The following is a 14,240-nucleotide window of genomic DNA, read 5'->3' on the forward strand; positions in this document are numbered from 1 at the left end:
GGCCACCGACGTCGATCTCGCGGTCATGGCGGCTGCTTCTCGGTCCACAGCTGCAGTTCTCCGTCGTGCAGACCGACGAGGAGCCGCCCCTGTCGGTCTGTGCGCAGCACACGGGCGCCCGTGGCCGCGAGCGAGGCGAGAGTCTCCTCGCGAGGATGGCCGTAGTCATTGTCGACCCCGACGCTGAACAGCGCCACGAGCGGATGCAGATCGGCGTAGAGCTGGGCATCCTGGTCGGCGCTCCCGTGATGGGCGACTTTGACCACCGCGTACCGGCCCCGGATGTGCGCGGTGCGCTCCAGCATTCGCTGCCCCTCGGCCGACAGATCCCCGAGGAAGAGGGATCGCGGGACATCGCCGCCGCCGACCTCGAGAACGACGCTGAGATCGTTCCCCGGCGGGAACGCCGTCGACCTCCGCTGCGGCCACAGCACCTGCCAGGATGCTGCACCGAGGTCGCCTCGCTGACCTGCCCACGCCGGAGAGAGCGTCGCCCCTCCGTCGGCGAGGCGCTGCAGCATCCGCTCGTCTCCGCCCTCTGCGGTGGGGCCGTGAAGGACCGAACCGACTCTCCCCTGGACCGCCTCCACACCACCCACGTGATCGAGATCGAAGTGCGTGAGCACCAGCAGATCGATGTGATCGATGCCGAGCGCCCGCAGACAGGCCGCGAGGGGCGCGGGATCCGGGCCGGTGTCGATCAGGGCGATCCGCCCCTCCGAGCGGATGAGAAGCGCGTCGCCCTGGCCGATGTCGCACGCGGCGATCGACCAGCCGTTCGGGCTGGTCGCACTCGCGAGCGGGCCGCTGAGGACCACATGGGCACCGCCCAGCGCGAGCACGACCGCGAGAACCGCTCCCGCCCCGACCCGGATGATCGCCCTCCGACGGAATCCGTCGACCAGGACGACACCGATCGCGGCACTCACGAGAGCGACGAGGAACGCACTCGGTATCCCCGGTTGCATCACGAGCTGCGCGAACGGGAGCCGTGCGGTGATGGTCGCGGTCTCGGCGATCCATGCGGCGGGAAGCCACGCGGATGCCGCCAGGAGATCGGCGATGGCGGGCACCGGCGCCGCGAGGCACGCGAGCAGCCCGATGATCGTGGCGATCGGGGCGGCCGGCGCCGCCAGGAGGTTCGCCACGAGTCCGACCATCGACTGCTGCTCGGCGAACAGGGCGATCACCGGACCGCACACGAGCTGCGCGGCCGTCGGCACGGCGATCGCGAGAGCCAGCGGCTGTGGCATCCAGCGCCCGAGACCGCGCGTCAGAGAGGGAGCGAGCATGATCAGCGCTCCCGATGCGGCGACCGACAGAGCGAATCCCGGCGTCGACGCAAGCCAGGGGTCGGCGATCAGGATGCCGACGGCGCTGAGCGCGAGCATCCCCGCTCCTGCACTCGGACGCCCGAGAAGCAATGACAGCATCGTCACCCCTGCCATCACCGCGGCACGGATCACGCTCGGCTCCGGGGTGACGAGCACGACGAATCCGGCGAGCACGAGGGCGGCGGAGATGACCCGGAGTACCCGGCCCGCCCCGCACAGACCTGCGAGCCAGAACGCGGCTCCGACGACGATCGCGCAGTTGGCGCCGGAGACCGCGGTCAGATGGCTGAGCCCGCTGGTGCGCATGTCGTCGTTCAGCTCCGCGGGCACCGCTCGGGTGTCGCCGACGGCCAGCCCGGGCAGGAGCCCTGCACCCGGCTCGGGGAGCCGCGATGAGCGCGCGATGAATGCGCTCCGGACATCTGCCGCCACCGCGAACACCCCCGACGCGGGTGTCTCGACGCTCGCGGTGCTCGCGAACACCACGAGCGCCGCCCGCTCCCCCGGTTCTGTCGCCTCGGCCTCGCCCGTGACGCTCACCGTCGCGCCGAGGTCGAAGCCGTCAGCCGGATCGATGCCGATGCGCACGGGCGCCGACGCCGCCCGCACCGCACCCGGCGATCCGAGCCCCGTGACCTGCACCTCCATCCAGAGGCGCCCGTCCCGCCCGATCGACGCCGACGAGGTGACCTCCCCCGTCGCCTCGACCACGCGCCCATCCCAGGATGCCGCCCCCTCCCGCCCCGGCAGCGACGACATCGCAGCGAGCGAGACCGCCGCGACCGCCGCGAGCATGACGACCACCAGCGCGGCACGCGACGCCGCACGGTCTGCACGTCTCAGCGCGACCGCACACACGATGACCGCACCGACCCCACCCGCAAGCGCGCACCATCCCGCCGCGACAGGGATGAACACGCACAGCAGCGCGGCCGCCCACACTCCCCCAGCGACGGGCAGAAGCCGCAGATCCCGCCTCACCCGCGCACGCCGTCAGGCATCACGACGAGCACCCATCGGACGCTCGTACTCTTCGCGGACCCTCGCATCAGGGCAACCTAAGGGCGCCCGCAGCGGTCTCCCCGACAGAGACCCACCGACTGTGGACAGACGTTCTGCGCCTCCCGATGTGCAGAATCGGAGCGCGCCACCACGAGCGCTGCACCTTTCCAGCTGCTCGACACCCGCAGGTGGACCCGAGACGTGCTGGCCGAGAGACTGCTGAGTACGGCGTCGACGGAGCTGCGTGCACCGTAGGCTTCGGAGGTGATGCAGATCTCTGACCGCCCCCAGCGACGGCTGGTCCGGATCGCGGGCTGGATGTTCGCATGTGCGACCGTGGTCGCGCTGGCGGTCATCGCCGTCGACTGGTTCTCCGCGCGCACCGCGTCCGTACTCATCGGGCCGCTCGACGACCAGATCCTCCTCAGCGCAGCCGTGCTCATCGCGTCCGTCGCGCTCGTGATGGGCTTGGTGAGCGTCTCGTCACCGACCTGGATGTTGCCGTTCAAGATCCTCGGGATCCTCGGCGCGGCCGTCGCTGTCCTCGGAGCGGGATTCTCCACGCTGTGGAGCGTCGACGTCACGATGACGACACTGACCGACGATGGCTGCGACACCGGATACGTCGTGGTCGAGCGTTCGCTGCTGATGGGATCGAGGGGAACGGTCTACCGGCAGGACGGTCCGATCGTCGCCTCACCGATGGCGCGGACCTCGGGGAACAACGCGCATCAGCCGTTCGCCGCGGGCGATTATGGAGCGACTGTGGACGGCACGGCACTGATCGTGGAGTACCGACCGAATCCGACCGGCAGCCGCGTCACACTCGAGCTCCCGGTGATCGCTGACCGCCGGCCGAGCTGCGGGTACGCGAACACCAGCCTGAGCGCTCGTCCGGAGACCTCGGAGCCGACCGAGCCGGTGGAGGTTCTCACACCGACCGAGGTGGACGCGGAGATCCGTCGGCTCCTCGACGACTCGTTCGCCGCGACAGTGGGGACTCCCATCGATGCCGCGGGTGCCCCGCTCGATGCATCGGCGACGACACCGGATCCCGTCTCCTGCGCCGAGGGACCGGGCATGCAGCGCCACGTGGACATCGCCTTCCGCACAGACGACAACGCGAGATCGGTCACGCAGATCCTCGGTGTCTGGGACGACGCCGGGTACGAGTCGGACAGAGCGATGCAGGATGACATCAGGTACAGCGAGACAGCCCCCGTGGCACGCATGACCATCCGCGATACGACGAGCATCGACGGACTCGTCCGGATGACGCTCACCTCGGCCTGCATGTCGACGGAGTAGGGCGCCCGCCCCCGAGCGTCCGCTCCCCGGCATCCCGTCGTACGCTGGTGCCATGGAGCGGACGCTGCGCAATCTGGTGATCGCGTCGATCGGCCGGCGCGCTGCGGCGATCCGCCGAGGAGAGGTCGTCGCGAATGCATGACGTGATCGTCGTCGGCGCCGGTCTGGCGGGGCTCCGCTGTGCCGGGCTGCTCTCCGCGCGCGGGCTCGATGTCGTCGTCCTCGAGGCTGCGGAAACGGTCGGAGGACGCCAGCGCACCGACATCGTGGACGGCTTCCGTCTGGATCGCGGATTTCAGGTGCTCAATCCGGCCTACCCTGCGGTGCGGCGCAGCATCGATCTCGACGCACTCGCGCTGGGGAGCTTCCCGGTGGGTGTGCGTGTGCGCACGACGGACGGGATGGCCGAGCTGAGACATCCGCTTCGGTACCCGTCGTCGATCGCCGCGTCGCTGCGCAGCGGCCTGGTGAGCGGTCGGGATGCCGTCGCGCTGGCCCGCTGGGCCGCGCCGGCGTTCGTGCGTCCGCTCGCGCGTCTTGCGCGGAACGATGTCTCCCTGCGCGAAGGGTGGGAGGCCGCGGGGCTGCGCGGCCCGCTCCGCACCGCGGTGCTCGAGCCGTTCCTCGCCGGGGTCCTGGCGGAGGACCGAGGAGAGACGTCGAACGCATTCGCCCGGCTGCTTGTGCGGTACTTCGCGCTCGGTCGCCCCGGCCTGCCGGCACAGGGGATCGCTGCGGTCCCCGAGCAGCTTGCCGCGCATGCGCGGACGGCGGGAACCGAGATCCGTCTCGGCGCCCGTGCGGAACGCATGACAGCGCTCGGAGAGAGCATCAGGGTGGAGCTGAGCGACGGCGACTCCGTCGCCGCATCCCGGGTGGTCGTCGCGGTCGGCCCCGGCGATGCCGCCGGTCTCACGGGGCTCCCCGCGCCGACGACGAACGGCCTGCAGACATGGTGGTTCGCTGCTGCCGAACCACCGACCGGATCCGCGCTGCTGACCGTCGACGGCCGAGGCCGAGGCCCCGTCGTGAACACCGTCGTGATGACGCACACTGTGCCCTCGTACGCGCCGGCCGGGCGTCACCTCATCGCCGCGACGTGCCTTCTCCCGCGCGGTGGCGACCCCGCCGCGGAGGTCGACGTCCGCCGCCATCTGAGGGAGATCTGGGGTGCGGACATCAGCGCGTGGGAGTTGATGCGGCGCGACGACATCCCCCATGCGCTCCCGGCTCAACCGGCGCCTCTCGGTGCCCCGCGATCGCCACGCTATGCCGAGCGTCTGTACATCGCAGGGGACCATCGAGGCACCGCCTCTATTCAAGGTGCGCTCACGTCTGGCGAACGCGCCGCGCACGCGATCCTCACTGACGCACGCTTGTCGAGCAGCGGCACGTCGGCTCTCGGCTGACGACGCCCCGCTCGCGAAGACGCCTGGACAGGGCCCCGCAGGTCGCGCCTCACACCCGCACACCGTCGCGGATGCCGGCGAGCAGCTTCTCCCCTATCCCCGGGACGGCCAGCAGGTCGTCGACGGACTGGAATCGTCCGTTCTCGTCGCGCCAGGCGATGATCCGCTCCGCAAGCGCAGGACCGATGCGCGGCAGCGTCTCGAGTGCGGCCTGGTCCGCCGCATTCAGGTCGATACGGTCGTCCGAAGGCGCCACAGCCCCCGGGCCGTCCGCCGCCGCCCCGACGGTCGGCACGATGATCTGTTCGCCGTCCTCGAGCACGCGCGCGAGGTTGATCGCGGCGAGGTCTGCGTCGTCGGTGGTACCACCGGCGGCCGCCACCGCATCGACGAGTCGCGCATCGAGGTCGAGGACGTAGAGGCCTGGATGCTCGACAGCACCGAGCACATGCACGTAGAGCTCGCCCGTGGTGCCCCCGCCGTCAGCCGAAGCATCCGTCGCCAGCGGCACCGATTCGGTCGGCGCCGCCTGTCCTCTCATCAGCCCGAGTCCGACGGCCGCCGACAGCACGACCAGCGCCAGAACGATCGCCGCTCCGATGCTCAGCCGTAACCGGCGCGGCGAAGACGTCGGCGGAGGCGGAGAATCGGGCATCCCGCCACGCTAGGCGAGCGATCGCACGCCCCTCATGCGTCCGGCCGCCCGGCGGGGAGAACCCCCGCAGGGCGGCCGGATGTGCAGAGCCGGTGCGTCGTTCGTCGACGACGCGGGCGGTCAGCCCTTGACGACGATGCTGACGATCTTGGGGGCGCGCACGACCACCTTGATGATCTCGCGGTCGCCGATCGAGCGGATGACGCGCTCGTCGGCGCGTGCCAGCGCCTCGAGCTCGGCCTCACCGATGCGCGCGGGCACCTCGAGCTGGGCGCGGACCTTGCCGCCCACCTGCACGACGGCCGTCACCGTGTCCTCGACGAGGAGTGCCGGGTCAGCCGAGCGCCAGGTGACGAGGCCGACGGACGGCTCGTGGCCGAGGATCTCCCAGATCTCCTCCGCCGTGTGCGGTGCGATCAGGTCGAGCATCACGGCGATCGTCTCAGCGGCCTCACGGACCGCCGGGTCCGCTGCGCCTGCCGCGCCGTCGATGGTCTTGCGGGTGACGTTCACCAGCTCCATCAGACGGGCGACGAGCACGTTGAACTTCGTCTGCTCGACCAGCGCGGGCGCATCGGCGAGCAGCTTGTGCGTAGCGCGGCGCAGCGCGGCGTCACCGCCGGCGAACACCACGTCGACGGGCGAGGAGACCTCGTTCGCGATGCGGAGGGCTCGGGCGAGGAACTTCTGGGCACCGGTCGTCGAGACGTCCGCCCAGTCCTTGTCGTCTTCCACCGGGCCGGCGAAGGCGAGGCCCACGCGCAGCGCGTCGGCGCCGTACGCGTCGAGCTCCTCTTCGAAGAGCACGAGGTTGCCCTTGCTCTTCGACATCTTCGCGCCGTCGAGCAGCACCATACCCTGGTTGATCAGGTTCGAGAACGGCTCGGTGAAGTCGATCAGGCCCATGTCGAAGAGGACCTTGGTGATGAAGCGCGCGTAGAGCAGGTGCAGGATCGCGTGCTCGACCCCACCGATGTACGAGTCGACGGGCGACCAGCGGGCTGCCTGAGCCGGATCGAACGCCACCGTGTCGCTGTTCGGCGAGAGGAAGCGCAGGAAATACCACGAGCTGTCCACGAACGTGTCCATGGTGTCGGGGTCACGCAGCACGGGGTCGCCGCTCGCGGCGTCGACCGTGCGCACCCAGCTCTCGGCCGCGCCCAGAGGCGACGAGCCCTTGGGCTTCAGGTCGAGTCCCTCGACGCTGGGCAGCTTCACCGGCAGCTGATCCTCGGGCACCGGGATGATCCGGCCGTCCTCGGCGTGCAGCATCGGGATGGGCGTGCCCCAGAAGCGCTGGCGCGAGATCAGCCAGTCGCGGAGGCGATAGTTCTTCGCCGCACGACCCGTTCCCGACGCTTCGAGCTGCTCGATCGCACGGGCGATCGCGTTGCGCTTGGACAGACCGTTCAGGGGTCCGGAGTTGATCATCCGGCCCTCACCCGTCAGAGCGATGCCGGTGGATGCGGGGTTCTGCTCGTCGAGAGCGGCACCCGTGTCGATCGGCACGCCCTCGTCATCGACCTCGATGACCGGCATCGCGCCGGTGACCGGCGCCGTCGTGTCGACGACGACCTTGACCGGCAGATCGAAGGCACGGGCGAAGTCGAGGTCGCGCTGGTCGTGCGCTGGCACGGCCATGACCGCACCGTGACCGTAGTCCGCCAGCACGTAATCCGCAGCCCACACCGGCAGCTTCTCGCCGTTGACGGGGTTGATCGCGTATCGCTCCAGGAAGACACCGGTCTTCGGACGATCGGTCGCCTGACGGTCGACGTCGGTCGTCTTCTGCACGTCACCCAGGTACTTTGCGAAGCGCTCGCGCACCTCAGCAGGAGCATCCGCGGCGAGCTCGCTCGCCAGGTCGGAGTCGGGTGCGACGACGAAGAACGTCGCGCCGTGCAGCGTGTCCGGACGGGTCGAGAACACGGTGACCGGCTCGTCGCGACCCTCGATGCGGAAGTCGACGTCGGCGCCGATCGAACGGCCGATCCAGTTGCGCTGCATCTGCAGCACCTTGTGCGGCCAGAAGCCCTCAAGCTGGTTCAGGTCGTCGAGCAGTCGGTCGGCGTAGTCCGTGATCTTGAAGTACCACTGGGTCAGCTTCTTCTTCACGACCTCGGCACCGCAGCGATCGCAGCGTCCGTCGACGACCTGCTCGTTCGCGAGCACCGTCTGGTCGTTCGGGCACCAGTTGACAGCGCTCTTCTTGCGATACGCCAGGCCGCGCTCGTGCAGCTTCAGGAACAGCCACTGGTTCCAGCGGTAGTACTCCGGGTCGGACGTGTGCAGCACGCGCGACCAGTCGAACGAGACGCCGTAGTTCTGGAACGCCCGCTTCTGCTGGGCGATGTTCTGGTAGGTCCACTCACGCGGGTCGGCTCCCTGGCGGATGGCCGCGTTCTCGGCCGGCAGACCGAACGAGTCCCAGCCGATCGGGTTGAGCACGTTGTGCCCTCGGTGACGCCAGAAGCGAGCCACGATGTCGGAATAGAGGTAGTTCTCGGCGTGTCCCATGTGCAGGTCACCCGAGGGGTACGGGAACATCGCCAGCACGTAGCGGCGGGGCCGCGTGTCGTCGTCGCCGCCGGTGAGGAACGTCTCGTTCTCCGCCCAGTACTTCTGCCACTTGGCCTGGATAGCGTGCGCCGAGGAGGTCTCCTCGTCGACGGGAGAGGTGGACAGGTTCTCAGACAACGAACGCACGACCAATCTGAAGGGAAAGGGGATCAGTTCAGGATATCGGAAGCCCAGGCCGCAGGCATTTCCGCACCGAGCGCTGCAAGGGGCGCCCGCGCTTTGGTCGCGACCTCGGCGACCTCGGATGCCGCGACGGAGCGCCATGTGATGCCCCCACCCGCTCCGACCACTGCGCGCTCGTGGTCGATGACGATGCTGCGGATGACCATCGCCAGGTCGAGCGAGCCGTCGTCGCCGATGTATCCGAAGCATCCGGCATAGACCCCGCGGGGCCCACCCTCCAGCTCGTGCAGTCGCGTCATCGCCGACAGCTTCGGGGCGCCGGTCATACTCCCGGCGGGGAAGGATGCGTCGAAGAGCGCGCCGGCAGTGGTGCCGACGGCGGCTTCACCGCTCACCGTGCTGACGAGCTGGTGCACCGCCGGATAGCTCTCGACCGCCCACAGGGCGTCGACGCGGATCGACCCCGGTTCGCACACCTGCGACAGGTCGTTGCGCATGAGGTCGACGATCATGACGTTCTCGGCGCGTTCCTTGACGTCGGTCGCGAGCTCTGCGGCGAGCGCGGCATCCTGCACCGGGTCCTGGCTGCGCGGGCGCGTTCCCTTGATGGGGCGGGTGCGGATGACTCCGCCTTCGGCGTGGAGGAACTGCTCAGGGCTCGCGCTGAGGAGGGAACGGCCACCGATCCGTACGAAGCCTCCGTGATGGGCGGGGGTGGCGGATCGCAGCCGACGGTAGACCGACACGGGATCGTGCTCCCCCGGAACCGTGAAGCGGGTGGTCAGACACAGCTGGTAGGCGATCCCCGCTCTGATCAGGTCACGACACCGTTCGATGAGGGCCCCGTAGTCGTCGGGCGTGTGGCGGGCCGCGGCACGGCTCGGCTCTGCGGCGAGCGCGGGCGCTTCGCCGATGTCGGCAGATCCCCTGTCCGCCACGAAGACAGCCCACGCGTCCAGGTCGGCCTCCGGTGCCGCTACCCAGACACGCCCCGTCGTGTGGTCTACGGCGGCGAAGCGGGTGGTGCGCAGCCATGCCCCACCGCCAGGCTCTTCCGACTCGGACACCGGGGCACCTGCGGCGCGGGCGCCCGTCTCGTAGTCGTACCACCCCACCCAGCCATCCCGCAGCGGAGGCTGTGAGGGGTCGACCCGCATCGCCGATGCATCCAGCCTGACGTGAGCGGGGAACGTGGCGGGCTCTCCCGTACCGATGAAGCTCCAGCCCTCGGCCGCGGAGGCACCGGCGTCGAGCCAGAAGACGTCGGGTTCCTCGCGCTCGAGCGCGAGGAAGAGCGCTGCAGGGTTCACCCCGTCCTCCAGGACGCGGGTGCTCAGGCGTTCGGGCACGTTCTCAGCCTAGGCGGCGGTGCCTGCCGTATTCTCAAGGGGTGGACGACTTGGTGCCGTGGCTGATCGACTTCATGCGGTCGATCGACCCGGTCGCTCGGACTCTCGTGGCCGGGCTCGCGGTGTTGCTGGAGACCAGCGTCCTGATCGGCCTGGTGTTCCCGGGTGACACGGTCGTCCTCGTCGCGTCGATCGGCATCACGAGCGTGCCGCAGGCGGTGGCGATGGTCATCGCCGTCGTGGTGGGTGCGCTGATCGGCGAGAGCATCGGCTTCTGGCTGGGCCGCTGGATCGGCCCCCACATCCGCGCGTCCTGGGTCGGGCGTCGAGTCGGCGAAGAGAACTGGGTGCGTGCGGAACGGTATCTCGCCCGCCGGGGCGGTATCGCCATCTTCCTCTCGCGCTTCCTCCCCGTGCTGCACTCGCTGGTCCCCCTCACGGTCGGGATGAGCCATTACTCCTACCGCCGCTTCCTCGCCTGGACGGCTCCCGCCTGTCTGCTCTGGGCCACCGCCTACGTGAGCATCACCTCGCTCGCCGCCGGCAGCTTCGACGAGCTCGCCGACAAGGTGCACTACGCGGGGTACCTCTTCGTCGGCATCATCGCCCTGTTCCTGATCGCGGTCTTCGTCATCAAGAAGGTCATCTCGCGGCTCGAGGCTCGTCACCTCGACATCTCCGACGCGAAGGACTCGACCGACGTGAAAGACTGAAGCAATGGCTTCGTCACCCCCGGCGCCGCGGATCCACTGGTTCGCGCGTCTCGAACACCGCCTCCACGTGTGGCGTGAGGGACGAGCGCGCCGTCGCGGTCGCACCGCGACCATCCTCCCGTTCCCCGGTTACGGCGGACCCGGATGGGTGCGCGTCGTCGGGCGAGTGCTGATCGTTCCGCCCCAGCGCAGCACGAAGGACGGAGAGCCGGCGAGTGTGCGCGGCTGGCGGAGCTTCGTCGGGATCCCCGTGAGCTTCGCGAAGGTCGCCGTGCAGATCGGCGATTCGGTGCACCATGTCGTCGCCGACCGCGGCGGTGTGATCGATTCCGTCGTGCACGTGGAGCTCGAGCCGGGGTGGCAGACGTTCACGTTCTCCGTCGAAGGACAGCCTCCGGTCGAGGCCACGGCGTTCATCGTCGCCGAGTCGACTCATTTCGGCGTCGTCTCCGACGTCGACGACACGGTCATGGTAACGGCTCTTCCCCGGCCGTTCATCGCCGCCTGGAATTCCTTCGTCGTCGACGAGCATGCACGCATCCCCGTCCCCGGCATGGCCGTGCTTCTCGACCAGGTCCTGCGGGAGTACCCCGGTGCGCCGATGATCTACCTGTCGACGGGGGCCTGGAACGTCGCGCCGACACTTCGACGCTTCCTCGGGCGCCATCTGTTCCCCGCAGGTTCCATGCTCCTCACCGACTGGGGTCCCACGCACGACCGCTGGTTCCGCAGCGGACGCGAGCACAAGCTCACCAACCTGCGTCGCCTGGCGACGGAGTTCCCGCACGTCAAGTGGCTGCTCATCGGAGACGACGGCCAGCACGACGAATCGATCTACTCGGAGTTCATGGACGAGCACCCCGGCTCCGTGGCCGGTGTCGCGATCCGTCGCCTTCTGCCCGCAGAGGCCGTGCTCGCCGGTGGACGCGCGGGTCACGAGCCGCACTCCGAAGACGTCGCCCCCTGGGTGAGCGCCGAAGACGGCGCGGGCCTGCGCGATCTCCTCGGCGAAGCCGGCATCCTCCGCTGACATGACCGCATCCCTCTCCCGGCGCGTCTGGCTGGAGCGCGAGCGCGCGCACCAGGAACGAGCGGATGCCCTCACCGCCGCACACCGGGAGAGGGCGTCCCGACGCGAGAAGCACCCCGTCTGGGACTTCCTCTTCACCTACTACAGCTACAAGCCTGCCCAGCTGCGTCGGTGGCATCCCGGTGCGGGCGTGGAGCTCGAGGAGGCCCCCGAGCGGCTGAGCTGGCGCTGGTACTCACCCGGGTCGAGCGAGCACAGCGCCGTCCCCGACGCCGCGACATTCGCCGGTGAGAAGTCGGAGCTCGCTGCGCTCATCGAACGGATGCTGCGTCGCACCGCCTCACGCCCGGGGCAGTTCGGGTGCTTCGGCCTGCACGAGTGGGCCATGGTCTATCACGCCGACGAGCACCGGCATCCCGTCCCCCTCCGCCTCGGACAGGCCGGGACCGACGCGGTGGTCGAGAACCATGACCTCCGCTGCACGCACTTCGACGCCTTCCGCTTCTTCACCCCTGAGGCCGTGCCCCGCAACCGCACCGAGCTGACACGCGACGATCAGTCCCTGTTCGAGCAGCCCGGCTGCCTGCACGCCGGCATGGACCTGTACAAGTGGGCACTGAAGCTCGGCCCCCTCGTACCCGGCGAACTGCTGCTCGACGCTTTCGAGCTCGCCCGCGACATCCGACTGCTCGACATGCAGGCAGCGCCCTATGACCTCTCCGCATGGGACGTCGTCCCTGTGCCGATCGAGACGGCCGAGGGCAAAGCCGAGTACGTGAGTCAGCAGCGCGTCTTCGCCGACCGCGGCACCCGTCTTCGCGGCGAACTGCTGCAGGCGTGGCTCGGGTCCGCGCGCTCCGTGTCCCTCAGCGCCTGAGACGTCAGCCGGCCGGCTCACACTCCGCACACAGCGACCACTGGGCGCTCGACGCGGTGGACTGCAGACGCAGGGACATGACCCTCGTGGCGGCGTCGGCGAGTCGCTCGGCGGGGAGCGTGCCGGCGTCGACGGCCGCGGTGATCCCCGCGACGATCTCTGACGCGGTGTCCGCAGTCGACCCGGCGATCATGAGCACGAGGTCGCTCCCGGCGACGACCGCGGTGACGGCATTCACCACCGGGTCGGAGTACTCCGGAAGCCCCGAGGACTGCAGCATCCCGAGGTCGTCGGTGACGATCACTCCGTCGAATCCCAGCTCCTCGCGGGCGATCTCGTGCCAGCGGGCCGAGAGCGATGCCGGCGCGGAGTCGACCGCTGTGTAGGCCAGATGACCGAACATCAGCAGCGAGGCTCCCACATCGATTCCGGCGACGAACGGCACCGCATCGCTCGCCCGCCACTCCTCGAGCGTCTCGTCTGTCGTCGGGATCGCATGGTGCGAGTCACCGGGGGCGGCACCGTGCCCCGGAAAGTGCTTGAGCGTCGACGCGACGACCTGCTCCTGCGCGATCGTGGCGGCCTCGACCCGATCCGCCGATGACGTCGGATCGGTGCCCAGGGCCCTGCCGTAGATGAAGGACGCGGGATCGGCCGTCACATCGGCAACCGTGCCGAAGTCGACGCCGATGCCCATCTTCGCGACCAGTGCTGCCCTGGCGGAGAACGCCGCCGACGTGTCGGCCACCGGTCGGCTCTTCAACGTCGTCGAGGCCGCGTAGGTGTCACCCGGGAGGCGAGAGACGATGCCACCCTCCTGGTCGATCGCGATGAGCGGAGGAATCTCGGCGTCGACCGTCAGAGACGCGGTGAGTGCGAGGAGTTCGGCGTCCGTCGCCGGGATGTTCGCCCCCATCAGGATGAAGCCGCCGAGCCCCTGCGCCATGTAAGCGCTCAGGGCCGTGGTGTCGGTCGTCGGGATGTGCCCCATCACGATGCTCGCCGCCTGTTCGGCTGTCGTCATCTCCGCCACCAGTGCCTCGGCACGACCATGGGGACCTGGCGGGTCTGCGGCGGCGATCGTCGCAGGCGCGCCCTCCGTCTGGTGAGCGGATGCCGTCGCGGAGACGTTCAGTGCGGATAGCCCTACGACCACGGCCGCTGCGACCGCCCAGGCACGACGCCGGAACACGGCCTCAGGCGCTGAGGGCGTCGACGATCGGCACAGCGGTGTCGTCCGCGCCGTTTCCGAACCGGATCGTGCGGCCGAAGGTCGACGGGACGGAGAGGGTCTCTGCGATCACCGCAGCGACATCGGCGCGCGAGACCTCGCCCTTGCCCTCAGGATCGAGGACGATGCGGCCGGTCGGCTCGTCGAAGGTGAGGGTTCCAGGGCCGAGGATTGTTCCGTCGAGCTCGGTACCTCGAAGGTGCTCGTCGGCCGCCCACTTCGCGTCCGCGTAGGGGAAGAAGTCGGCATCCTCCGGCACGCCGTGATCGGCCTTCGAGCCGATCCACGACACCATCACGTAGCGTTTCGTGCCCGCATCCACCGCAGCATCCATCGTGCGGATCGCGGCGTCGCGATCGACCGCATAGGTGCGCTCCGCGGATCCGCCACCGGCCCCTGCAGACCACACCACGGCGTCGTGCCCGCGGATGATCTCCGCGAGCTCGGCCGTGCCGAGGGTCTCGACATCTGAGACCAACGCGCGGGCTCCGGTCTTCTCGACCTCGGCGACGTGATCCGGGTTGCGGATGACCGACGTGACCTCATCACCGCGGGCGAGGAGCAGAGGAGCGAGGAGCAGAGCGATGCGGCCGTGGCCGCCGAAGACGATGATTCGCGACATGTCTTCA

The 14,240-nt window shown here is 69.4% G+C and carries 11 protein-coding genes; 5 read left to right on the forward strand and 6 right to left on the reverse strand.

Annotated features, from left to right (window positions below; genetic code table 11):
• Positions 1 to 23 precede the first annotated feature (23 nt).
• A complete protein-coding gene (locus tag JOF42_RS12950) occupies positions 24 to 2,315 on the reverse strand; it encodes a ComEC/Rec2 family competence protein (protein WP_210098213.1) in 2,292 nt (763 codons plus the stop codon).
• Positions 2,316 to 2,600: 285 nt separating this feature from the next.
• On the opposite strand from JOF42_RS12950, the gene JOF42_RS12955 reads away from it, so the two are divergent.
• Both JOF42_RS12955 and JOF42_RS12960 read left to right on the forward strand, forming a co-directional pair.
• Entirely contained in the window at positions 2,601 to 3,644 is a 1,044-nt protein-coding gene (locus JOF42_RS12955; RefSeq protein ID WP_210098214.1) for a class I SAM-dependent methyltransferase, read from the forward strand.
• A 134-nt stretch (positions 3,645 to 3,778) separates the two neighbouring features.
• Positions 3,779 to 5,053 carry an FAD-dependent oxidoreductase gene (locus JOF42_RS12960; protein ID WP_210098215.1) on the forward strand — a complete coding sequence of 425 codons (1,275 nt, stop codon included), beginning with the start codon at positions 3,779 to 3,781 and terminating at the stop codon, positions 5,051 to 5,053.
• Positions 5,054 to 5,102: 49 nt separating this feature from the next.
• Here JOF42_RS12960 and JOF42_RS12965 read toward each other — a convergent pair whose 3' ends face one another.
• From JOF42_RS12965 to JOF42_RS12975, 3 genes are all read right to left on the reverse strand, one after another.
• On the reverse strand, positions 5,103 to 5,708 hold the full coding sequence (locus JOF42_RS12965; protein WP_210098216.1) for a ComEA family DNA-binding protein: 606 nt from the start codon (positions 5,706 to 5,708) through the stop codon (positions 5,103 to 5,105).
• A 120-nt stretch (positions 5,709 to 5,828) separates the two neighbouring features.
• Positions 5,829 to 8,405: a leucine--tRNA ligase gene (leuS, locus tag JOF42_RS12970; protein WP_245341249.1), complete on the reverse strand. Its 2,577-nt coding sequence runs from the start codon at positions 8,403 to 8,405 to the stop codon at positions 5,829 to 5,831.
• Positions 8,406 to 8,437: 32 nt separating this feature from the next.
• Entirely contained in the window at positions 8,438 to 9,760 is a 1,323-nt protein-coding gene (locus JOF42_RS12975) for an anthranilate synthase component I family protein (RefSeq protein WP_210098218.1), read from the reverse strand.
• A gap of 41 nt (positions 9,761 to 9,801) precedes the next feature.
• Here JOF42_RS12975 and JOF42_RS12980 point away from each other — a divergent pair, with 41 nt between their 5' ends.
• From JOF42_RS12980 to JOF42_RS12990, 3 genes are read left to right on the forward strand one after another with little or no spacing between them, the layout of a single operon-like run.
• The gene (locus JOF42_RS12980) at positions 9,802 to 10,473 is read left to right on the forward strand and encodes a DedA family protein (protein ID WP_210098219.1); all 672 of its coding nucleotides are present in this window, start codon (positions 9,802 to 9,804) and stop codon (positions 10,471 to 10,473) included.
• Positions 10,474 to 10,477: 4 nt separating this feature from the next.
• Entirely contained in the window at positions 10,478 to 11,503 is a 1,026-nt protein-coding gene (locus tag JOF42_RS12985; protein ID WP_210098220.1) for an App1 family protein phosphatidate phosphatase, read from the forward strand.
• Position 11,504: 1 nt separating this feature from the next.
• Complete coding sequence (locus JOF42_RS12990; protein WP_210098221.1) at positions 11,505 to 12,380, forward strand: 3-methyladenine DNA glycosylase; 876 nt, start codon at positions 11,505 to 11,507, stop codon at positions 12,378 to 12,380.
• Between the two features lie 4 nt (positions 12,381 to 12,384).
• Here the strand turns inward: JOF42_RS12990 and JOF42_RS12995 are convergent, their stop codons facing one another.
• Together JOF42_RS12995 and JOF42_RS13000 are read right to left on the reverse strand one after the other, a co-directional pair.
• Positions 12,385 to 13,572 carry a glycoside hydrolase family 3 N-terminal domain-containing protein gene (locus tag JOF42_RS12995; protein WP_307803605.1) on the reverse strand — a complete coding sequence of 396 codons (1,188 nt, stop codon included), beginning with the start codon at positions 13,570 to 13,572 and terminating at the stop codon, positions 12,385 to 12,387.
• 4 nt (positions 13,573 to 13,576) lie between these two features.
• Positions 13,577 to 14,233: an SDR family oxidoreductase gene (locus JOF42_RS13000; protein WP_210098222.1), complete on the reverse strand. Its 657-nt coding sequence runs from the start codon at positions 14,231 to 14,233 to the stop codon at positions 13,577 to 13,579.
• Positions 14,234 to 14,240 lie beyond the last annotated feature (7 nt).

This window comes from Microbacterium phyllosphaerae (assembly GCF_017876435.1).
Classification (GTDB): domain Bacteria; phylum Actinomycetota; class Actinomycetes; order Actinomycetales; family Microbacteriaceae; genus Microbacterium; species Microbacterium phyllosphaerae.